The sequence below is a fragment of the Lachnoclostridium sp. genome (assembly GCF_031997925.1).
GTDB lineage: Bacteria > Bacillota > Clostridia > Lachnospirales > Lachnospiraceae > Lachnoclostridium.
Genome location: NZ_DAMADT010000016.1, coordinates 34890 through 55862 on the forward strand (window position 1 = coordinate 34890; position 20973 = coordinate 55862).

General features: G+C 34.2%; 19 protein-coding genes. 5 read left to right on the top strand and 14 right to left on the bottom strand.

The window, feature by feature from the left end:
* Positions 1 to 25: 25 nt before the first annotated feature.
* The gene (locus tag RTP52_RS11605; protein ID WP_312371452.1) at positions 26 to 1207 is read right to left on the bottom strand and encodes a GNAT family N-acetyltransferase; all 1182 of its coding nucleotides are present in this window, start codon (positions 1205 to 1207) and stop codon (positions 26 to 28) included.
* A gap of 536 nt (positions 1208 to 1743) precedes the next feature.
* Here RTP52_RS11605 and RTP52_RS11610 point away from each other — a divergent pair.
* Positions 1744 to 2796, top strand: coding sequence for a DUF1259 domain-containing protein (locus tag RTP52_RS11610; RefSeq protein ID WP_312371455.1), 1053 nt, complete (start codon positions 1744 to 1746; stop codon positions 2794 to 2796).
* Positions 2797 to 2922: 126 nt separating this feature from the next.
* Here RTP52_RS11610 and RTP52_RS11615 read toward each other — a convergent pair whose 3' ends face one another.
* The gene (locus tag RTP52_RS11615) at positions 2923 to 3249 is read right to left on the bottom strand and encodes a thioredoxin family protein (protein WP_312371458.1); all 327 of its coding nucleotides are present in this window, start codon (positions 3247 to 3249) and stop codon (positions 2923 to 2925) included.
* Positions 3250 to 3362: 113 nt separating this feature from the next.
* Positions 3363 to 4283, bottom strand: coding sequence for a DMT family transporter (locus RTP52_RS11620; RefSeq protein ID WP_312371460.1), 921 nt, complete (start codon positions 4281 to 4283; stop codon positions 3363 to 3365).
* Between the two features lie 415 nt (positions 4284 to 4698).
* Between RTP52_RS11620 and RTP52_RS11625 the strand changes: the two genes are divergently transcribed.
* Positions 4699 to 5595 carry a GNAT family N-acetyltransferase gene (locus tag RTP52_RS11625; RefSeq protein WP_312371461.1) on the top strand — a complete coding sequence of 299 codons (897 nt, stop codon included), beginning with the start codon at positions 4699 to 4701 and terminating at the stop codon, positions 5593 to 5595.
* 233 nt (positions 5596 to 5828) lie between these two features.
* Here the strand turns inward: RTP52_RS11625 and RTP52_RS11630 are convergent, their stop codons facing one another.
* On the bottom strand, positions 5829 to 7070 hold the full coding sequence (locus RTP52_RS11630) for a galactokinase (protein ID WP_312371463.1): 1242 nt from the start codon (positions 7068 to 7070) through the stop codon (positions 5829 to 5831).
* Positions 7071 to 7639: 569 nt separating this feature from the next.
* Between RTP52_RS11630 and RTP52_RS11635 the strand changes: the two genes are divergently transcribed.
* Positions 7640 to 8527 carry an AraC family transcriptional regulator gene (locus tag RTP52_RS11635; protein WP_312371466.1) on the top strand — a complete coding sequence of 296 codons (888 nt, stop codon included), beginning with the start codon at positions 7640 to 7642 and terminating at the stop codon, positions 8525 to 8527.
* Positions 8528 to 8572: 45 nt separating this feature from the next.
* Here the strand turns inward: RTP52_RS11635 and RTP52_RS11640 are convergent, their stop codons facing one another.
* The 4 genes from RTP52_RS11640 to RTP52_RS11655 form a co-directional block, all read right to left on the bottom strand.
* The gene (locus tag RTP52_RS11640; protein WP_312371468.1) at positions 8573 to 9223 is read right to left on the bottom strand and encodes an InlB B-repeat-containing protein; all 651 of its coding nucleotides are present in this window, start codon (positions 9221 to 9223) and stop codon (positions 8573 to 8575) included.
* Positions 9224 to 9591: 368 nt separating this feature from the next.
* Positions 9592 to 10674: a galactose/methyl galactoside ABC transporter permease MglC gene (locus tag RTP52_RS11645; protein ID WP_312104157.1), complete on the bottom strand. Its 1083-nt coding sequence runs from the start codon at positions 10672 to 10674 to the stop codon at positions 9592 to 9594.
* A gap of 15 nt (positions 10675 to 10689) precedes the next feature.
* Positions 10690 to 12189: a sugar ABC transporter ATP-binding protein gene (locus RTP52_RS11650; RefSeq protein WP_312104159.1), complete on the bottom strand. Its 1500-nt coding sequence runs from the start codon at positions 12187 to 12189 to the stop codon at positions 10690 to 10692.
* 72 nt (positions 12190 to 12261) lie between these two features.
* Positions 12262 to 13353, bottom strand: coding sequence for a galactose ABC transporter substrate-binding protein (locus RTP52_RS11655; protein ID WP_312371471.1), 1092 nt, complete (start codon positions 13351 to 13353; stop codon positions 12262 to 12264).
* A gap of 524 nt (positions 13354 to 13877) precedes the next feature.
* Here RTP52_RS11655 and RTP52_RS20555 point away from each other — a divergent pair.
* Positions 13878 to 13985, top strand: coding sequence for a putative holin-like toxin (locus RTP52_RS20555; protein WP_081428537.1), 108 nt, complete (start codon positions 13878 to 13880; stop codon positions 13983 to 13985).
* Positions 13986 to 14273: 288 nt separating this feature from the next.
* Here RTP52_RS20555 and RTP52_RS11660 read toward each other — a convergent pair whose 3' ends face one another.
* The 5 genes from RTP52_RS11660 to RTP52_RS11680 form a co-directional block, all read right to left on the bottom strand.
* Complete coding sequence (locus tag RTP52_RS11660; protein WP_312104164.1) at positions 14274 to 14558, bottom strand: metallophosphoesterase family protein; 285 nt, start codon at positions 14556 to 14558, stop codon at positions 14274 to 14276.
* Between the two features lie 153 nt (positions 14559 to 14711).
* Entirely contained in the window at positions 14712 to 14864 is a 153-nt protein-coding gene (locus tag RTP52_RS11665; protein WP_312104166.1) for a hypothetical protein, read from the bottom strand.
* Positions 14865 to 15006: 142 nt separating this feature from the next.
* Positions 15007 to 15969 (bottom strand): substrate-binding domain-containing protein, encoded by a 963-nt coding sequence (locus tag RTP52_RS11670; RefSeq protein WP_312371474.1) that lies wholly within the window; start codon positions 15967 to 15969, stop codon positions 15007 to 15009.
* Positions 15956 to 17665, bottom strand: coding sequence for a cache domain-containing sensor histidine kinase (locus RTP52_RS11675; protein WP_312371476.1), 1710 nt, complete (start codon positions 17663 to 17665; stop codon positions 15956 to 15958). Before RTP52_RS11675 ends, RTP52_RS11670 begins: the two co-directional genes overlap by 14 nt.
* 16 nt (positions 17666 to 17681) lie before the next feature.
* Positions 17682 to 19280 carry a response regulator gene (locus RTP52_RS11680; protein ID WP_312371478.1) on the bottom strand — a complete coding sequence of 533 codons (1599 nt, stop codon included), beginning with the start codon at positions 19278 to 19280 and terminating at the stop codon, positions 17682 to 17684.
* A gap of 537 nt (positions 19281 to 19817) precedes the next feature.
* Here RTP52_RS11680 and RTP52_RS11685 point away from each other — a divergent pair.
* On the top strand, positions 19818 to 20183 hold the full coding sequence (locus RTP52_RS11685) for a VOC family protein (protein ID WP_312104177.1): 366 nt from the start codon (positions 19818 to 19820) through the stop codon (positions 20181 to 20183).
* Positions 20184 to 20383: 200 nt separating this feature from the next.
* Here RTP52_RS11685 and RTP52_RS11690 read toward each other — a convergent pair whose 3' ends face one another.
* On the bottom strand, positions 20384 to 20899 hold the full coding sequence (locus RTP52_RS11690; RefSeq protein WP_312371481.1) for a GNAT family N-acetyltransferase: 516 nt from the start codon (positions 20897 to 20899) through the stop codon (positions 20384 to 20386).
* Between the last annotated feature and the right edge of the window lie 74 nt (positions 20900 to 20973).

Genomic DNA, 20973 nt, shown 5'->3' on the forward strand with positions numbered 1-20973 from the left:
TTTCGCTTAAGCCTTTCTTTTATAATTAATCCCATTGTCCTGGAAATCTTAATTTCTGTAGTTGTGGAAAATTTTTATTATATTCTTCTACTTCTTCCCTTGGAAGATTTTCAAAGACTTTTGATTCGTAGAATTTTCCTTTTATGTTTTTCATACCATCCTCTACTAATTCAATTCCCATAAATGCATCAAAGTTTTTACCATCAGCCGTTGTAATGTGAAAGTTGTCACATGTTTTAAATCCTATTCTAGGATAATAATCCGGCTCACCAAAAATTACAATGCCCTTATACCCTTTATTAGCAGCTAAGTTCATTGTTTCTCTTAATAACAGCTCACCTACTCCAGATCCTTGCCATCTAGGCTCTACACACAGAGGTCCAAAGGTTATAATTTCATGTGTATCTGCACTATCAACAACGCGCGCCTTTGAATACATAATACATCCTATTACAACTCCATCCTTTACTGCTATTCTGCTTAGTTCTGGAAGATAGTCTTTATCTTGTCGTAATTTATGTACTAGGTAATGTTCGTCACATCCAAGATGATGTTTATTCCAAAACGCATGCTGCGTCATTAACTCTACATTGTACCAATCATCCTTTGTTTCCATTCTAATTTCTATATCTTCATGAGTTAATCTTTTCTTTTCTACTGGAAACCATCCAAATTCTAACCTTACTTCTTTTCTTTGCAAATCGTTATTCCTGTAGCAACAAGTATCCATACCAATTAAGCGAAAGCCTTCATGCTGATAAAAGTCGACTGCATTAACATTACAAGATTGTGTTTCCAGTATAATAGCTCGACGACGCTCTCTCCTTGCTTGTTCTTTTGCAATTTCAATTAACGCATGACCTATCCCTTGCTTTTGGTATTTTTCGTCTACCCATAGTTCTGTAATTCTTAGACGATTAGACCATATTTCTTGGTCAGTCTCCATTGCAGCAACTAATTCATCATGAACTAACACTCCCCACGCATAAGAATTCTCCCAATGATCTTCATATAATTTATCTAGGAAATTATATTCTTTCGTTGTATGAGTGACTGGTTCTGTAAAGTCTTTCTTTTCTATCTCAATGGTAAATCCTTTCTCTGTTTTATTTACTACAACATCATAATATTTATCTGTTTTATACTTTATTGGAATTATAGTTCCCTTCCATTTTTCTTTTGGTAAATGTATAATTTCATATACCATAGTCTTATCCTCTCTTTTTATATAAATTTACTTCAGCTCACTTTATGGTTATCATAATTCCTTCAACAAAATCCTGTTAGACATCATCTCTTAATAAATAATTTGTATTTCGTATTGTCTTGATAATGTTAGCTTAGCGTTTCTAAAACCAATTTTTTTGTAAGGTAATATATTCCATATTACACTGTTTCATATCTTTTTTCAAACATATTTACTTTTCCATTACAGAACAGTTAAAAAACCAAAAAAATATAGCACATGGCTCTGCTTAATCCGGCAACCTGTGCATCTCATGACATATGTTAATTTAACCTGAATTCGGAAAGTGCTTTAACATGAAAAGCTACCGGGCGAAACTTTAGAAAAGATTGGTAAGGTAGATACCAATACCTTTGACAAAACCAGAATGCTTACCTACGGTAAACTTGAGGTCAGTGATATTGCTGTAAAGCTATTTACATTCAAGTAACCATTTAAATCAGTTTATCATACAATGAATGAGGTAATTATCCTAAAGCTTTCCTGGAGGTAAGAAAATGTCAACTTTATATACAGTACAATTTGGTGATACGCTACCGTATATAGCTCAGCTGTTTGGAACAACTTTACCGAAATTGGCCCAAATGAATAACATTTTTTCTCCATATCTCATTTATGCCGGACAAAAATTGATTATCCCCGTAGAAAGAAAATTTCAACAAATAAATAGAGTAGCTCCTCATAATCCATTAGTAGGAACTAACCACACACCAGCCATTGGATATGCAAATCAAGATCCAAAAACCATAGATCAAGAAGCCGTTGAGAAAATTCTTGAAAAAAAGGGCTCAATGCAGGATGGTGTTTTAAAGTTCACATTTCCACGCTATGACTTGAAAGTAAATATAGGGCCAATTTCTATAGAGCCAGAGCTTGCACTTACTTCTTGGATGGCTTTTCACCAGATAGGTAATCACAGTATGGTTATGGGTGACCTTGTCCTTCTAGAGAGTGAAATTGATCCGGTTATTTCACAGCTAATTGCAAATGGTTTTGAAATCACTGCTTTACACAATCACCTGCTTTATGAATTACCCCGGATTATGTATTTACACATCTCAGGTATTGGAGATGCAGTAAAATTAGCACAAGGCTTAATAAATGTTTTTTCTGTAACCCAAACTCCCCTTACAGGTCATACAGCAAACCAGACCTTACCACAGGAGTATTGGAGCACAGTTGAAGAAATAATGGGAAAGAAAGGTAACCGTGTCGGTAAGGTAATCCAGTTTTCATTTCCTCGAGCAGACAATATAAAAGAGTTTGGGGTAATAATACCACCGAGTATGGGGATTTCTCATGCAATTAATTTTCAGTTTGAAGGTCAAAAAGCTGCTACTACAGGGGACTTTGTCCTAACTGCCAATGAGGTGAATCCGGTCGTCCAGACACTAAAACAATATGGTATTACAGTTACAGCAATCCACAATCATATGCTTTATGAATCACCCCGATTGTTTTTCCTCCATTTTTGGGCTGTAGATAATCCTGAAAGATTAGCTTATGGACTTAAGCAGGCACTTAAGAAGACAAACACAGTCATAGAGTAATATCAATTTCATGTTTCTTCAGTAGACTTAAGTGTTCTAAAGCTTTATATAAATCCAATAGCTACAAACATAGGAAGCACCGTTTTACCATCGCGTAGATACAGTGCTCCCTTTCGTTCTAATTGTTTATTTATTTAATAGATTATAATACCTTTCGATCTTATTACTTAAATCCCGTACGCTTATATATCTAGCCTCTCTAATTGTCACTTTCCCTTCAACAAATACAAGAATAGCAGGTATGGTAAAAAAGTTATAGGACACTGCTATATTGTGTGATTTTTCTACATCTACATAAATGCTTTTAATCTTAGGGTACTCCTCTAACATTTTTTCTACTTTCGGTTTCAAATCAGTACATACTCCGCAGGTTTTATTTCCAAAATAAATCAAAACCATATTATTGCTATCTATTGATTGTTTTATTAATTCTAATGAATCATAATTCTCCAATTAAGATCAACTCCTCTAATAATTAATTTTAATATACTTTTTTCTAAAAGTATATATTATAGTGATATTTCTTTTCTTGAAATATAATTATTTTTGTGGACAGAATTTTTATGTTATATCCCACCATCATGGTAAGGTGGCGATTTTAATAAATTGAATCCGATTGTTCCAACCAAAATCGCAATAATTCCTATATAATGATAATAGTATAATTGCTCGTGTAAACACACAATTCCAACCAAAATGCTAACAACCGTTGATACATTATTAAACAAACCTACCGTTGTTGCTTCTAATTTTCCCAGCGCATACGTGGAAAGAATACTAGAGATGAAAGAAGCAATAACACCCAGATATAAGATTGACAAAACAAACGATAAATTTGTAAATGGTTTAAAATATGTTTCAAGGCTGCCCGTCACCAAATGTTGAATGACTGAAACTAAATTGAAAATAACACAACCACAAATACTTACAACATATACAATCGTCATTGCAGAATAGCTTTTAGATAGCTTTTTAATAAATACATTGTAAATCGAAAATGACACAACAGACATTAAAATAAATAGGAATCCAAGATAACTGTAATTTCCTATGTTAAATCCCTTCATTGTGTTGATAAAAATAACACCTAACACAGATAAAATCATGAAAACAGTTTGCGGCCTATTGGCACGTTCTTTTAACACAATTCTTGCAACAATGAATGTCAAAATAGGAGAAATTGCATATACAATCCCCGCTTCCGAAGAAGATATCATTGTCAGACCAAGAGTTTGGAACAAAAAGAAAACAACTGGATAAGCAAGGCTAAAGGGAGCTACCTTTTTCCAATCTGAAAAACTAACACTTATGCTATTGGGTTTAAATAGCTTATATAACAAAACGGATATAGCGGTCACTGTAAATCTATGTGCCAATAATCCTATTGTATCTGTACTGTTCAAAGCAACCTTAACGAAAAAGAACGAAAAACCTATAATTAGTGATTGAAGTGTAATAGCTAAATAGGCTTTTGTAGAATTTCTCATAATAGTCATCCTTTTTTCTAAAATTGCAGACAGTATCTATCTTGCTGTGAAACAGCAACCCATCCTGCTCTCTAATTACATTGTATTATGGATAAACATTTGATACAAGAACTTTTCCGTACCAGAGATATAAAGTTTTTCTACCTTATGCCTCGCATTCATAATCCTTTAGGCGTGTCTTATACAAGGAACAAAAAAATCGGATTATCTTTCTGGCAAACAAATATGATGTTTATTTGATGTGACCCCACTTCCGAAAAAATTCTGTTTGAGAAATCTCCTAAACACTCTCAATTCTATGTAAAATGATCATCTATTAGCACCACCGGAATTAAGTGGAAAATCAGTTAAAAATATGCTACATTAAATCATATATACAATAATGCAGTTTTATTTATTTGAATGGAGAATGATTATGGCTATAAGAATAAGAAATTATAATGACGAAGCAGGATATTCTGTTGATTTTAGAAATGTGTGTGATTTTTTAATACGCATAAATCAAAATAAGGTAATTACGCCTCATTATTTGTGGGCGAGATGGGTGTGGCAGTTTGGACCATATATGAGTATGATCAACTTATCAAAAATCGGAGTATTTGAAGATAATGATAATATCGTCGGATTGATAACATACGAGAGCAATATAGGTGAAGCTTATTTTTGTCTAGACGAAAAGTATGAGTACTTGAAACATCAATTAATTGATTATGCTGTGAATAACCTTAGCAACAATGGAAAAATTAAAATATCTTTACCAGACGGCGATTTAGGATATCAGCAGTCCGCTCTAAATAAAGGGTTTTGTGCTACAAATGAAAAGACCTCTGTTGCACGAATTGATACAGCAAATATTAATTTTACTTTACCTGATGGATATAGAATTATCAGTTTTGAAGATGAAGAATTCGATGTTGATAAGTACTATGCAGCAATATGGAAAGGGTTTGATAATCAGCGTGAACGCAATGAGATTGAAATTCAAAGCATGAAAAAAAGAGAAGGTTTTGATGCTCCATATTTTGATAGAAGCTTGCGGATAATGGTTGTAGCCCCTAATGGTGATTATGCTTCACATTGTGGAATGTGGTGTATACCTGGTAGCGAATATGCGTATGTGGAACCCGTTTTCACTTTACCAGAATATCGCAAAATGGGATTAGGAAAAGCAGCGGTGCTTGAGGGTGTAAGACGCTGTGGTAAACTTGGTGCAAAATATGCACTTGTACTTTCATCACAGCAGTTTTATTATAGTATTGGTTTTTACCCTATCCAAAATGAAACTTGGTGGAAATATACGAACAATCAGTAAATGATACATATTACGTCGCACTTCCGAACCGGGGATAGCAGAACAAGCAGCCTTCGTCAATGACAAGATAGACGGCTACACAGCCATTGACGAGATGACACTCTACCACTGCTAGTGAATTAATCAAGAGGGTGAAAGCAGCAAGCACTTTTACCCTCTAATATATTTATATTTGATTTATTTATATTTGATATATCTATATTTGATATATTTATTATATAACAAGTTCATATTTATCCTAAATGGATAGCTCCATATTCCCTGATATTCATTGGATAAATACTTTTCTCATCAATGAACTTAGACATATATTCTATATAATTAGAAGTTTCTGCTTTTGGAATAATGCTCATAATAACACCTGCAAATCCACCACCATGAATACGGCAACTGCCATCTCCTATTTTCTTTATGAAAATTTCTGTTAAGGCAAGTGCTAAATTGATTTTTTGATCTTTGTTATCTGTTGCAACATAGCAATTTTGCAGCCACTTCCATGAAGAGTTACCAGATTCCTCAATAATCTTTAAGAGATGCTTCTCGTTATGATCTGCTACCGCTTGTATCGCTTCCTCTACTCTACGGTTCTCTTCATAAAAATGCATGGAACGAAGTAATGCTCTATCATTTTCAAGGCTTTCTTCTAATTCCGTAAATTGCTCCAAAAAGTTTTGTAAGTTGCTATCACAAAGCAGAGTACCACCTAGCTTATTAGCTACTGCTTTCATTTCCATAGGAATCTCAGAATATTCATGGCTTAGATCTGCATGACCTTTTCCTGTATTTACAATGATTAAGTCATATCCTATCTTTGAAAATGAGAAGTCCACTTTTTCATACTTCACATCATTTGAAAAATCTAAGGAAATCGTTCCGCCAACTGCACATGCCATTTGATCCATTAAGCCAGATGCTTTGCTCCAATACTTGTTTTCTGCGTATTGACCAATCTTTGCATAGTCAATATAGCTCATTTTACTGTCATTAAAGTAGTAGTTTATAATAGAACAAATCAACATCTCAAAGGAAGCTGATGAACTTACTCCAGCGGCACTAATTACACTGGTCGATATGTATGCGTTAAAACCTGCAGCCTTAAAACCTGCATTTGCTGTTGCTTTCATCATACCTGCGATCAAGGAAAGTGTACCTTGATTGATAGGAACCTCATCTATCTTTGATAAATCCAATCGAATCTCATCTTCATAACCTTCACTAAAAATTGATATGATATCTGAATTATTTGGATAAGCGGCACCTATAGTATCCAATGTAATACTTGCAGCTAAAATTTTCCCGCCGTTATGATCCGTATGATTACCAACGATTTCAGTTCTTCCTGGAGCGGAGAAGAATTCCATCTGTTCGCTATTAAAATGTTCCTTAAACTGTTGTAATAAATCCTCGTAACGCTTTAAGCTAGCCTCGCTTTCTCCATAGACTTTATTCAGTATTTCTAAACTAGGAAGTCTCATACTCAAAATCTCCTTTACTTAAGTTTTTTATCTTTTTTAATTTTATAACGAATAAATAGATATAAAATCAATTCAATAAATATAATCAAACCTGATATAACTGAACTAATAATAATTTGTGTGTACCATGGTGCTGAATATAAGGCATATATGCCCGGATTATTTCGGTAATCTATCCAAATCCAAATAATTCTTCCTAAGTAGACACCAACAGCAGAACATATAACTATTTCCATAATTCGTTTCAATTTGAGTAACACACCCTTTGCCACCTTTCAAGTTTTAAATTGTCGCTCTGACGCTTATTATACAAAACGTCGTAGATTTATAATTTTATCTTACCTTATTTTGCGCCAATTTACCACTTCATTTCGAGGTTTGCTTACGGATAAATATTTTATTTATTACCTTGAAATCATTATAATATTTTTAAATGAAAAATCCTTAAAGAAAATACGATAAAAAAGTAATATATTGAGATTTACCTAAGTATATGCTATTATATTTTGCGTAATCAGTAATATATTGATTGTTGGAACAACAAAGGGAATAACAAAGGAAGGGTTCTTATGCAGATTATTACGAACAAATTTCATAGAGAAATGAAAGAACATGGCAATGATCATTTTCCATTTTTGATTAGCTATGAACGATTATCAAAGTATGAGTCAGGATCCTTTTTATGGCATTGGCATCCTGAAATCGAGCTCACATTAATAGTAAAAGGCGAGATGATTTATACGGTGAATGATCATCCTTATCATCTTCATGAGGGAGAAGCTTTGTTTGGTAATGTAAGTTCCTTCCACACAGGTACTAAATTTGAAAATAGAGATTGCGAGTATATCTCCATCACGTTTGATCCAAAACTAATCTATGGATATGAGAATAGCATAGTTTATCGTAAGTACGTAGAACCTATCATTCAAAACTTTTCATTACCAGCAATTCATTTTGATTTTTCAAAAGTATGGAATAACGATATTATTGCGATCCTAAAGGAAATTATTGCGATTGGACAGAACAAGGAAGCCTCTTATGAATTAGACATCCTAATGAGACTTCAGCAGTTTTGGAAAATATTATGTTTACATAATAACTCAGCTCCTACAATGACAGCTTATGATAAACGGAATTATGATAGGATTCGCAGTATACTTTCTTATGTGGATAATAATTACACTATGAAATTAACCCTGGAAGATATTGCGGAACACATCCATCTATGTAAAAGTGAATGTTGTAGACTTTTTAAACGATACATGAAAGTTTCTTTATTTGAATTTGTCTTACAATACAGAGTTGAGAAAAGCTTAAATTATCTAGCTGATCCTCAGTATTCTATTATTGAGATAGCAAACTTTGTTGGATTTAACGATTCTAACTATTATTCCAAAGTATTTGCCAAAATAAAAGGCTGCTCTCCAACGAAGTATAGAAAGAAGAATTTATCTTAAGTAATCATTTCAGATGAAGTGTGAAATGCTTTTATTTCACACTTCTTATTCATTCCATACCGCCTTTAGTACATGCTCTCCTGTCATCCAGACAGTAGAATCCGCTGTAATTATGGCTCCACTATACTCCCAGCCTGAAAAGGTTGCTCTTTCTTTGACTGGAGTTGGTAATTCACCATAAGTTTCATTAAACACTACTTCCTTTGGTTCCAGTACCTCCATACCTTCTGTAGTTGTACCGCCATTCAAATCAAACTTTACTAGGATCTTTGCTGGTACCCAATGTGCATAAAGTGTTAAGTCGCCACCAATCTTATTCACAGAAAAGTTCCATATCATATTGGGTTCTTCCTCTTGATACCAGTACTCAAACTGATAGCCCGGTTTAATTGGAACATAAGGCTCTGCTGCCAATTCGCCATAACGATGTTTCTGTGAAGCTACTTCACTTCCGCCAAAAGTATGAAACGTAACCGTATACCCACCATTCATAGTAAAGTAAAAAACCATAGCAACAATTGCTATGATAAATGTCGCAATCAGGCCATCTAATAGACGGATTGGTACATCCTTGCTACCATAGATTCCTCTTCCAAACCATTTTTTGCGTGCCACTTCTGGCGTAACTGCTTCAGGAATTTGATTTTCTTCTTGATAATTTTCTTCTTGATGTCTATCTTCTTTATGTTTTCCCATATTCTTGCTTTTCTCCCTTTTAAATTGCGCAACAGGATGCTCATCATAGATAAGTATCCTGTTGCTAGGTGAAAGAGGTTGTTACCGATATCTTGATATAATTACAGTTTTAAATATCCTTTTTTAACTATAATGACTTAAAGCTGTTCAATTTTATAGACTATATAAATTTTAAAGCTATATTGATTTATGCTCAATCGATTTAATAACTATATATATTTAGCGTTTTAATTAATTTATATATTTAGGATTTTAATTAATTTATATATTTAACGCCTTAATTACTTTATTATTTTTATCATCTGCTATCTAAAACGGATCTAACATACTTCTACTACCAAGAAATCTATCAAACAATTCTTACATCTTTATTTACGTACCAAATACTTTCTCATATCAATCGCACATGCGACTAAGATGATTAAACCTTTAATGACATATTGCATGTTCATATTAATTGATAAGAAATTTAATGCCACGAAGATGATTCGTAATAAGAATACACCCATGACAACTCCACTTATTTTACCGGTACCGCCAACGAAGGATACACCACCGATAACACAAGCTGCAATCGCATCACACTCATAGTTTAAACCAGTATTTGCGGTATTGGAACCGATACGTGCTGATTCAATAAATCCAGTAATACCATACATAACACCTGCTAATGTATGAACTAGTATCGTAGTCTTCACGACATTAACACCTGATACATTTGCAGCTTCTGGATTTGATCCTACTGCAAACATATTCTTACCAAATGTGGTCTTATTCCATATAAACCACATAACGATAACTACAACACAAGCAAACCATACATAATTTGGTATCGCAACGCTTCCTATCGATATATAATTTCCTTTTACGAAGTCCGTAAAACTTTTGTCCAAACCAGATAAAGGCTGCCCATTGTTACCATTAATCATAATGTACATTAATAAGAGACCATATACGATTAGCTGTGTTGCCAAGGTTACAATGAATGGATGAAGCTTAAATTTAGCAACAAAAAATCCGTTAACCCAACCGACAAGCCCACCAACAATCATAACAATTAGTATAACTAGTGGTATAGGAAGCACTGGTAAGTTTGGAAACATTTTTGTTGCATAAGTTACCGCTTGTAACAGGGAAGCTGAAATACATGCGGTAAGACCAACCACACGCCCTGCCGAAAGGTCAGTACCTGTCAGTACAATACATCCAGCAATACCGCAAGCAATTGGTATATTTGCGGCGGAAAGGCTGATGATATTTACAATGGATGGTGCGGAAAGGAAGTTACTATTCTTAATGTAAGTATAAATAATTGCAATAATTAACAATATGTATAATGCATTATTTAATAGTGCTTCCTTCCAGTAGTTTATTTTTTCAATACGTTCTAAGTTTTTATAATCTGAATAATTTTGTTTAATATTTCCGATGGAACGTTGTATAGGATTCATAAGCTTGAACCTCCTCTAAACATATTTTGCAGCAAGCGCCATGATTTCTTCTTGTGTTGTATTTCTTGCATCTACTTCTCCAGCTAACTGACCACCACTCATAACAAGAATTCTGTCACAAACCCCAAGTAACTCCGGCATCTCAGAGGACACCATCAAAACTACTTTTCCCTTATTTGCTAGGTCAATGATTAACTGGTAAATCTCATATTTTGCGCCAACATCAATACCTCTCGTCGGTTCGTCAAGCATTAATACTTCTGGCTCTGTTAAAAGCCATCTGCCTAAGATAACTTTCTGTTGATTACCACCAGATAAGGAACGAATCTTCGTAAGCTGAGAAGGTGTTTTAATTCTCATGGAATCTACAGACCATTTCGTATCCTTTTCCATCGATTTATTACTTAAATAAAACCAAACTTTTCTATGCTTCTTAAGACTTGAGATAGCCGTATTTTCACGAATATTTAATATTCCAAAGATACCAGTAGCTCTTCTTTCTTCCGTTAACAAAGCAAACCCATTTTTAATAGATTCTCTTGCATTTTTATTACTAACTTCTCTTCCATCTATTTTAATTACGCCGCTTTTTCTTGTAGCGATACCAAATATATTCTCTAACGTTTCCGTTCTTCCACTTCCATCTAATCCAGCTAATCCTACAATTTCACCTTTTCTTGCCTGAAATGATACATCATTTAGCAAAGAATATCTTGCTGTGAGATTTTCAACTTCCAATGCCACTTTGCCTGGAGTGTTTGTCTTTGGTGGAAACTGATTCTTAAGTTCACGACCTACCATAAGTTTAATAATGTTCTCTGTTGTCAGTGTACTTGCTGGTTCTGTAGCAACCCAGGTACCATCTCTCATAACAGTTACTTCATCCGCAATCCTTAGAATTTCTGCCATCTTATGAGAGATATAGATGATGCCACAACCTCTGTTTCGTAGCATATTGATAATCTCAAATAAATGTTCTACCTCCTGCTCCGTTAACGATGATGTTGGTTCATCAAATACAATAATCTTACTCTTGTAAGAAACTGCTTTTGCGATTTCTACCATCTGTCTTTGGGAAACCGGCATTGTACTCATGATTTTCTTAGGATTTACATCGATTCCAAGCTCTTTAAATATTTCATTGGTCTCCTTTAGCATCTTCTCTTCATTTACTATAAGTCCAGCAGTTTTTGGATATCTGCCAAGCCAGAGATTATCCATAACGCTACGCTTAAGGGCTTGATTTAATTCCTGATGCACCATCGCTACACCATGTTCCAATGCTTCCTTTGAACTCTTAAAATTTACTTCTTTTCCATCCAGTTTAATGGAACCAGAATCTTTATTGTACATTCCAAATAAGCATTTCATCAGAGTAGATTTACCAGCACCGTTTTCCCCCATGAGTGCGTGTACGGTTCCACTTTTAACGGTGAGAGATACTTGGTCCAGTGCCTTTACGCCAGGAAATTCTTTGCATATATCTGTCATCTGTAATAGCACATTATGTTCCATTGGCATCCTCCTTACTTACTCTGCAAAAAGCAGCTGCCGCCTAAGCAGCAGCTACTTCTCACGTAGATTTTATTATTCACCGATATAAGCAGCATATGGGATGTAAATTTTGTTGCTTACTTTAGGAGAAATGTTAAAGTTACTTGTATCAGCCATTAAATCTTTTCCATTCTGAATATTCTTAGCAAGATAAGCGATTCCATCTGCCATACCTACAGCATCCTGTTTAATCGTACCAGTCATCTTACCATCTGCGATTAACTGTTTTGCTGCATCTGTTGCATCTACACCGAATACTGGAATAGTCTTACAATCAGCAGTCCCTAAGTTATATCCTTTATCATTAAGTGCGGAGATAACGCCTTCTGCCATACCATCGTTGTTACAGATAACTAACTCGATCATATTATTTGTAGCTTCACTGTATTGAGCAAGGTTTGTTGTCATATAGTCATTTGCTGCTGATGCAGACCAAGTACCATCTTTGTCAACCTGATATTTATCAGAGTTTGATGAATCAAAGTATTGTAATGCAGGCTTTCCAGCTGCTGTGATTACTTTATCCGCATCTTCTACACCAAACTGAGTACGGAAAATTGCTTCTACGTTACCTAACTGACCCATGAACATTGCATAACTGATTTTGCCATCACCGTTTAAGTCAATAGCATCAAAGTTCTTTACTACATAATCGCCTGCCATTTGTCCTTGCATATGTCCAGCTTCCGGTGCATCTGTTCCAACGAATGCGCATTTATCATAGCTTCCTAACACTTTGCCTTCATCTTCATCAGATTCTACTGCACGGTTAAAGAAAATCACTGGAATTTTAGCAGCCTTTGCTTTCTCTACGATTGAATTAGATGCATCCATAGAACCAGATGTTACAATATTTACAATCAATAAATTTGTTCCCTGACTAATTGCGGTATCAATCTGCTCATTCTGAGTAGTCTGATTGCTATTTCCATCATAATTCTGATATTTGATACCTGCATCTGTTAGTGATTTATCAAGTGCAGTACGAACACTTGAAATATATGTATAGTAAAATACACCTACATTTAAAGAAGATCCTTTACCTGATGTGCCTTTGCTTCCTCCACAAGCAGAAAGGCTAAACACCATAACTACTACTAGCATGAGTGACCAAAACTTTTTCATAAAAATACCTCCCAATCATAATTGTTGTACAAAACTGAGTAGTTTTGTTAGTTACAATAATTATTATATGGAAGGTAGGTTAAAAAATATATACAATATCTTACACAAAGGGTACAATATTTTATTATATTGCACAATTAAATATAGTTTAGTCACTGTATTTTGTGCATATTAACAGGTGTATCATTTGAACAAAGCAAATAAAAACTTTTTATGTAGAGGTTTTTATAAAATATCATTAAGAAAACTTATATACTGGTCAATTACTTTCACTTTATGTTGTTTTCTATTAATCCTTATTATATCAATGAAATGAAATAAGTTTGACAAGAGCGACTTTGCTTAAAATATTTGACTCTATTTGCAAACGTGTGTTCGTTTTTCTCGACTTTTTCCATGTTTTATGCTACACTATCCTCATGGTAACAGGAACGTAGGATAATCTCGAGTGCTTGCCCTTCTATACTTATATGGGAGGAGGTGAAACTTCTTTCACTATATTACATAGAAAGGAAGTGAACCTTATGATAACTATTTCGGATGCCTTATCTTTAATGATAAGTTTCGGTATGCTCATCATAGCGTTACTCACATTTATTGTTGTATTAATAAAAATGCACAATAAAAAATGATTATCCCGAACCTCCAAAGTAACGGATAATCATTTTTTATCTCAACTTGGGTTAGCATAAGTTTTTATACTTATGTTTCCTGTTGCCTATATTATAGCTGTTTTTAAACGAAAAGTAAAGACTACCGATACGAAAATGAGTTGAATCAGCTAAGCCGTAATTTTCTGATATCGTTCACTGTCAATTATCTCAAGAATTAGCTCATTCCTTAACCTCCATTTGTTTCACAATAGAGAGATAACGAATCAGTCAATTCTTCGACAACTTGGAATTTGAGTAAAATAATACCTAGTAAAACATGGAGATAAATTTTTCGCCATATGGCACAGAATTCTTCCTGTAATCGCGAATTAATTTTTCTTTATCATATTCTAGTTGTTTATATGTAACATTAACAAGTCCGTCATCTAATTCTATAATAGCAAATCTAGCTATACCATCTTTACCACAGCCAATAGAACCTGGATTTAGTATGGGCTTACAATTCCAATGAACAGCATATAAAGGAAGATGTGTATGTCCAATCAAAACATAGTTTACATCTACATCATAAACCAATGCTATCCTCTCCATATATAAATCTCCTCGTCCTCTATGACATATATACTATAACAACTTCCTATCTGTAAATCTATCAGATAATTGCATCATGTTTCTTCACCATTCAAAATTTTCTAATCACTACAAATTCAAATCTTCCAACGTCCACAAATTGAACTTACCATCTTACTCATCTTTAGAGTTATAGCCTGCTAAAACCAATATAATTCCTATAACAGCGATAAAATCCGTCCAAAGCCCAGCTTCGATAAACAGATGAAAAATAATTACAGCCAAAATAATGGCTATTCCTAATAACATATTTTTTATGGCTTTCATTATATAGTACCTCCTAAATTCGAATTTATATTAATGTTACTTCTGGTTTTTTTCAAATTCTCTTAAGCGTTCGGCCAAAGAAGAATCCTTGGACGCGTAGTGGGCTGTTTGATTATAATACCTTAATTGCTTAATCACTCTCTTAATGAAATGAAAATAATATCTTCTGATATTCTGCATCATACATATTATCCCTTGTAATTAAAGTTGTTGAAGTATCGATCGTACCTTTTTCAATATTTTGCCCACGAATTAATTCTGCGACTTTCTCAACTCCAAGATATCCCATAGCATAAGGATTTTGTACAATCAATGCATCTACTTCCCCTGTTTCCAACATCCCCACGGATACCACATTAGAATCAAATGCTACTACCGTTGTTTCATCCGCGAGGTTTAAATCACGAATTGCCCAACCAACCCCCAAACTAGTCCATTCATTAAAGGTAGCTATCACATTAATCTCTGGATGTTCTTCTAAGAGTTGTTTTGTCCCTTTTCTAGCATCTTCTGTAGTAGATACTACATTAATCGTAACAATATCTTTCACTCTGCTATCCTTACTTACTGTATCTCGAAAGCCATCTTCTCTTTGCTGTCCATTAGCAGAATTGATATCATAGTTAACAATTCCTATATGGATTTTCTCCTCATTACTTGCAAGGGCTGCCTCTCCTGCCATACAACCAGCTGCGTAATTATCGGTTCCAATACGGCAGCTTACTTGATTGCTGTTTACGTCACTATCAATGATGATTACCTTCAAACCTTTTTTAGAAGCATCTTCAATCGCTTTGGCATTTGCGTTATAATCCACTGCAGAGAATATAATGGCTTCTGCCCCATCCTCAATTGCTTGATAGATTAAATTATTCTGATATTCATAATCTTCTTCTAATTCAGGACCATCGTAGCTAATGGATAGATTATATTCCGTAGCTGCAGCACTTGCTCCAGCAAATACAGACTGCCAAAAAGCACTTTTTGTAGATTTCGTAATCATCGCGACGTAATGCTTCTTATTATCTTTATTGCTACAGCCTACAAGGGTTAGTAACATGACTCCCGTTAGAATCCATATAACTATTTTTTTAAATGTACTCATAATTTTCCCTCTCTATCTTAGGCATACGTATTTTGACGCAAGTTCCTTCATCTAATTCGCTTTCTATCAGAATTCCATACTTTTCTCCAAAATAGATTTTAATTCTATCATTTACATTCTTAATTCCTATGCCCGTCTTATCCCCAGGCTCTTTATACAAAATACTATGGATCTGTTCAGGCGTCATACCAACTCCATTATCAATTACTTCCATTACGATATCTTCTTCCTCATCATAGATATGTATGCCGATATGACCATCATCCACCATTCTATTAAGCCCATGATAGATTGCATTCTCTATAATTGGCTGAAGGGTAATTTTATTACAATAATACGGGAGACATTCCTCCTCCACGATAAATTCGTAAACAAATTGATTTTTGTAACGAAAGTTTTCAATCTTTAAATAACTCTTGGCATGTTCAACTTCTTTTTCTATGGTAATTAATTCATGGCCTTTACTGATACTAATACGAAACAACTTAGCCAGTGCATTGACCATTTCCACAGCATCTTGGCTTCGTTCTTCTTCACATAACCAGCCTATGGCATCTAATGTATTATAAAGAAAATGCGGATTAATTTGTGCCTGTAATGCTTTTAACTCTGTTTTTCTAAGCGTTATTTCTTCCTGACGTACCTTAGTCATTAATTCCTGAATTCGCACAACCATATGATCAAACGATTGCGATAGAGCTTGAATTTCTGTCGTACCTCCCACCGATTGAAAGGAGTACCCAGCTGCATCTTGTTCAAAATCTTCCATTGCTTTCATCAATTTTTGAATCGGTTTCGATATTACTTTTGACATCACATAACTGCTAATCATAGCAACAATCATAATTAAAAATAGCATAATAATCAGTGTTTTAACTACACTGATTACTTCACTGGCAATCAATTCATTGATATAGCTTACACCAACAATTCGCCAATCACTATTATTTAGTGACTTAATGGTATAGATCACATTAGAATCCTGATAAGAGCCATCCAATTGATCTGCAATATCCTCTGTTTTCTCTTCCTTTAACCCAGAGAAGATAAGTTGTTGCTGCGGATGGTAAATTATTTCACCCTTCGTACCTATAATAAAACAATAACCATGTTGTCCAATTCCGACATCATCCACATAATTTGCAATCTTTGAGAAACTAATGTCAAATACTACTCTGCTCTTACTACCGTCTTCATTTTCAATTTCCTCTAAAATCGTTACTACCCAAGGGTAATAATTCTCCAAAAGACTTTCTACATGTGGTTCTGATATGTAAATCTCCCCGGTCTTATAATTTTCCTTCTCCACATACGATAGATTTTTTAAATATTCTTTTTTTAATTGATACTCACCAGTATAACTGCTTATCATGTTTTGATTTTCATCATATACATAGACTGCAACCAAGTCAGTACGCACTTTCATTAATGTGTTGAGTGTATCTTCCCGCTCATCCTTGCTTAGATTATAGCTATCTTTAATGATATCCATAATACCCTTCATATCATCTGAATAATTACCTACGGTATTGGATACTTGTACAACAGCTTGCTCACTACTGGTAATTGCATTTTGTTCCATACTGGATAAATAAATTTTAAAGAATAATAGGAGTGCACAAATTAATATAAAAGCGACAAAACTTACCACCAAACTTACGATAATAGCGGATAACGATATTTTCTTTTTTCTCACGTATCTCCCCCCAAAGCTAAACTATTTCCCCGGCCTCTGCGTTTTGTTGACGAAGTACATTGGGTGATAAACCATAGAATTTTTTAAAACAATAACTAAAATAATGCTGGTCATTGTACCCGCACTTTTCCGTTATTTCTCGAATTTTCATTGGAGTGTACAATAGTAGCTCCTTGGCAGTTTCTAATCGCTTTTTGGTAAGTAAATCTACAAAACTCTGTCCTGTCTGCTTTTTCATTAATGCACTCAAGTAATTTGGACTCACATTGATTTGATTACTAACACTAACCAAAGACATCTCAGGATTCGCATATTCTTTTTCGATAATATATAAAACCTGGTCACATAATATTTCACTGCTCTTTTTTCTTCCCGAACTTACAAGTTCTCTTGCCTTTTGGCATAACTCCATGAATCTCTCTTTCGTTTCTTGAAAGGTACCTTCAAAGAAATTCATCTGGTCTACTAAAGTATCATCCCAAGCTTCTTTTCTATCATCACTGTCCGTAACAGCGTATACTGTTTTACAAACTGAAGCAAACACCTGAATTAAGACTAACTTCATCTTAATTTGATAATTTTTTATGTTAAGAAAACTATAGAACATACTATCTAAATAACCCGCTAACTCTTTTTTGCTTCCACCACGAAGTAAATTTTCGATTTCCATAACAATATCCGGGACCTTGGATAAATCAAAATCGGCACGTTCCTCATCCGATATGTAATGCACATTGCTTTTGCCTAATAAACTATAACTTAAAGCATTCATTGCCTCTCGATATGCCTCATGACAGTATCCTAGCCGTTCCACCATTCTACTGATTCCGATATCACAATACATGCCAAGGATTCTCTCTATACTTTGCATGATTTCACCGACAATAATATGGAGATATTTATCGAAGGTCGATTTCGTACCAATTAATAAGCTAATTACCCTTCCCTCGGTATAAAAGCTATTGTGTTTTATATACTTTTTTAAAATGATGTCAATGGAATGAACCAATTCCATATCGGTTCGGTTCTCACCTGAGTGATCACGTATTTTCACAGCCATAACAGTATAATAATATGATGTTTTACTATTTTGTATTAGTTCACATGCAACTGCTTGCTCCAATAACAATTCTTCTCTGGCCTGATTATCCCGCTCCCAACATTCATCGAGAAGCAACGGAACAACAAAACTTTGACTGTCTTTTAGAACTTTACTAAGAATATGAAATTCCTCAAATAAATGATCCAGCTTATCCTTAATTTCTAATAACTTCTGTGTTAAATCCGACATACTGATTGGTTTTAGCAGATAACTAATTACATTGTATTGTATCGCTTGTTGTGCGTAAGAAAAATCATCATAACCACTTAAAAATGCAATTTGTGTCGTAGGTCTTATTTCTCTTACTTGTCTTGCTAGTTCTATTCCTGATAAAAACGGCATGCGAATATCCGTTAATAACAAGTCAGGCTCTTCTTTTTCTACCATCTCTAAGGCTTCAATTCCATTACTCGCCTCACCCACTACTTGAAATCCGATGCTATTCCAGTCCATTTTACGAATGATAGCACTCCGTAATTCTTCTTCATCATCAGCTACTACTATGGTATACATAACATCCTCCTTAGTTTTCGGTTAGTCTATATAGTACTAAGTTTAGATTTAATCTTTATAGTAATTTTTAGTTCTATTCCATGCCATTTCTATGTATCAATCTGTATTTCAGATATTTTGGGTATATTCATTGATGAAACGATATATAGCAGCTTCCTATTGCTGCTATATTATATGAAATCAAATTGAATTGAATTTACTTTTATCATATACTCCTCTTTCACATATGTCAACATGCATTATTATCTATGTGTTTTTCATATTTTAATTGTGCAATTTTACATATTAATAGTTTAACCCTCTCGCTTTTGTTCGAAAGAGTACCCATTTCGGCATCACATTATATAGTGGTGTTAGTAGATTCCTCCTGACGTGGCGATAAAATAGTGTAACATTACATGGTGAAGTGCTTAAGTATTTTGATACTATATAACGTCTATGCGCCGTGTAGAAACACGTGGTATATTATGGTATAATATCCTAAAAAAATCAATACATTATGAATTCAGTTTAAATAAAAGAAAGGTAGGGCCTATTATGAAGACAAGATTAACTCATGTAAGAGCAAATGTTTCCGATTTACATAAAGCTATAGAATGGTATGAAAGTATGCTTGGATTTGAATGTACAGGGGCGGACATTAACGAAAGATGGGCATATGCAGATTTTGAGTGCGGCGAGGGTGCTACGTTTGCAATCATGGTAAGTGAACGGGGAAATTCTAGTGCAAGATTTAACTTTTTAGTTGATAATGTTGATGAACTATGGAAAAGTTTAAAAGACAAAGTAACTATTCTTCAACCGATTGAAACAATGCCATATGGTAACCGAAAATTTACTATTATTGACCCTGACGGAAATGAACTCGGTTTTGTTCAGGAAAAATATGTAGAGGGTAAATAGTATTACCGCCTTCGTCAATGACTAGATGAATGGCTAACGCTGCCATGACAAAGCTGCCTGGCTCTGCTTATGCAGCAATAGAGAGAGTACGAAAGTAACGAGTGCTTTCGTACTCTCTCTATGAAGGAACGAATTTCTTATGAATTCTATTTCAATTACAAACTTCTTATTAATCTATATTACTTATTATTCTGTTTCATTTATTCTGTTTCTTTCTGTACTTCTTTTTTACCCCATACTTCTTTTGTTATCTCTAAATATATTTCATATGGCTCTAAAAAATCAGGTCTTGGTTTACGGATAAAATCCAATTTATCATACAGCTTCCAAGCTTTCTTATTCTCCGGGTTTGGATCAACATATGCCCTAGTAGCCAAATTTTGCTCAAAAACCTGAGTTATGGCAAATGATAACGCATAGCTTGCGATACCTTTTCCCTGTGCTTTTGGTAGTAGCTTAATATCTAGAGTTGCAAGATCATGTAGCGTATCAATATCATAAAAGGTTTCACCACAGTATCCTAACTCATCTGTATAGATACTATAGTGCTTACGGAGCTCATGTTGATTTACTCTGCTAAGCCAGCGTTCTAAATCCTCTAGCTTAATACCTAATCCATTAGGAAAACCAACATAATGCATTACTTCTCCACTATTCCACAACTCCATAATATTTAATAAATCTTCTTTTTTCGTTTCTCTGATAATAATATCCAAGATAAATTCCTCATAAATAATCAGGGAGGGTTATAGTATAGTAATCCCTCCTGTAGTTTTCTTTGTGATTACTA

Excerpts from the sequence above, each read along its gene's own strand:
- RTP52_RS11605 (WP_312371452.1), bottom strand. The coding sequence starts at position 1,207 with ATGGTATATGAAATTATACATTTACCAAAAGAAAAATGGAAGGGAACT.
- RTP52_RS11610 (WP_312371455.1), top strand. The coding sequence starts at position 1,744 with ATGTCAACTTTATATACAGTACAATTTGGTGATACGCTACCGTATATA.
- RTP52_RS11620 (WP_312371460.1), bottom strand. The coding sequence starts at position 4,283 with ATGAGAAATTCTACAAAAGCCTATTTAGCTATTACACTTCAATCACTA.
- RTP52_RS11625 (WP_312371461.1), top strand. The coding sequence starts at position 4,699 with ATGGCTATAAGAATAAGAAATTATAATGACGAAGCAGGATATTCTGTT.
- RTP52_RS11630 (WP_312371463.1), bottom strand. The coding sequence starts at position 7,070 with ATGAGACTTCCTAGTTTAGAAATACTGAATAAAGTCTATGGAGAAAGC.
- RTP52_RS11635 (WP_312371466.1), top strand. The coding sequence starts at position 7,640 with ATGCAGATTATTACGAACAAATTTCATAGAGAAATGAAAGAACATGGC.
- RTP52_RS11640 (WP_312371468.1), bottom strand. The coding sequence starts at position 9,223 with ATGGGAAAACATAAAGAAGATAGACATCAAGAAGAAAATTATCAAGAA.
- RTP52_RS11645 (WP_312104157.1), bottom strand. The coding sequence starts at position 10,674 with ATGAATCCTATACAACGTTCCATCGGAAATATTAAACAAAATTATTCA.
- RTP52_RS11650 (WP_312104159.1), bottom strand. The coding sequence starts at position 12,189 with ATGGAACATAATGTGCTATTACAGATGACAGATATATGCAAAGAATTT.
- RTP52_RS11655 (WP_312371471.1), bottom strand. The coding sequence starts at position 13,353 with ATGAAAAAGTTTTGGTCACTCATGCTAGTAGTAGTTATGGTGTTTAGC.
- RTP52_RS20555 (WP_081428537.1), top strand. The coding sequence starts at position 13,878 with ATGATAACTATTTCGGATGCCTTATCTTTAATGATAAGTTTCGGTATG.
- RTP52_RS11660 (WP_312104164.1), bottom strand. The coding sequence starts at position 14,558 with ATGGAGAGGATAGCATTGGTTTATGATGTAGATGTAAACTATGTTTTG.
- RTP52_RS11665 (WP_312104166.1), bottom strand. The coding sequence starts at position 14,864 with ATGAAAGCCATAAAAAATATGTTATTAGGAATAGCCATTATTTTGGCT.
- RTP52_RS11670 (WP_312371474.1), bottom strand. The coding sequence starts at position 15,969 with ATGAGTACATTTAAAAAAATAGTTATATGGATTCTAACGGGAGTCATG.
- RTP52_RS11680 (WP_312371478.1), bottom strand. The coding sequence starts at position 19,280 with ATGTATACCATAGTAGTAGCTGATGATGAAGAAGAATTACGGAGTGCT.
- RTP52_RS11685 (WP_312104177.1), top strand. The coding sequence starts at position 19,818 with ATGAAGACAAGATTAACTCATGTAAGAGCAAATGTTTCCGATTTACAT.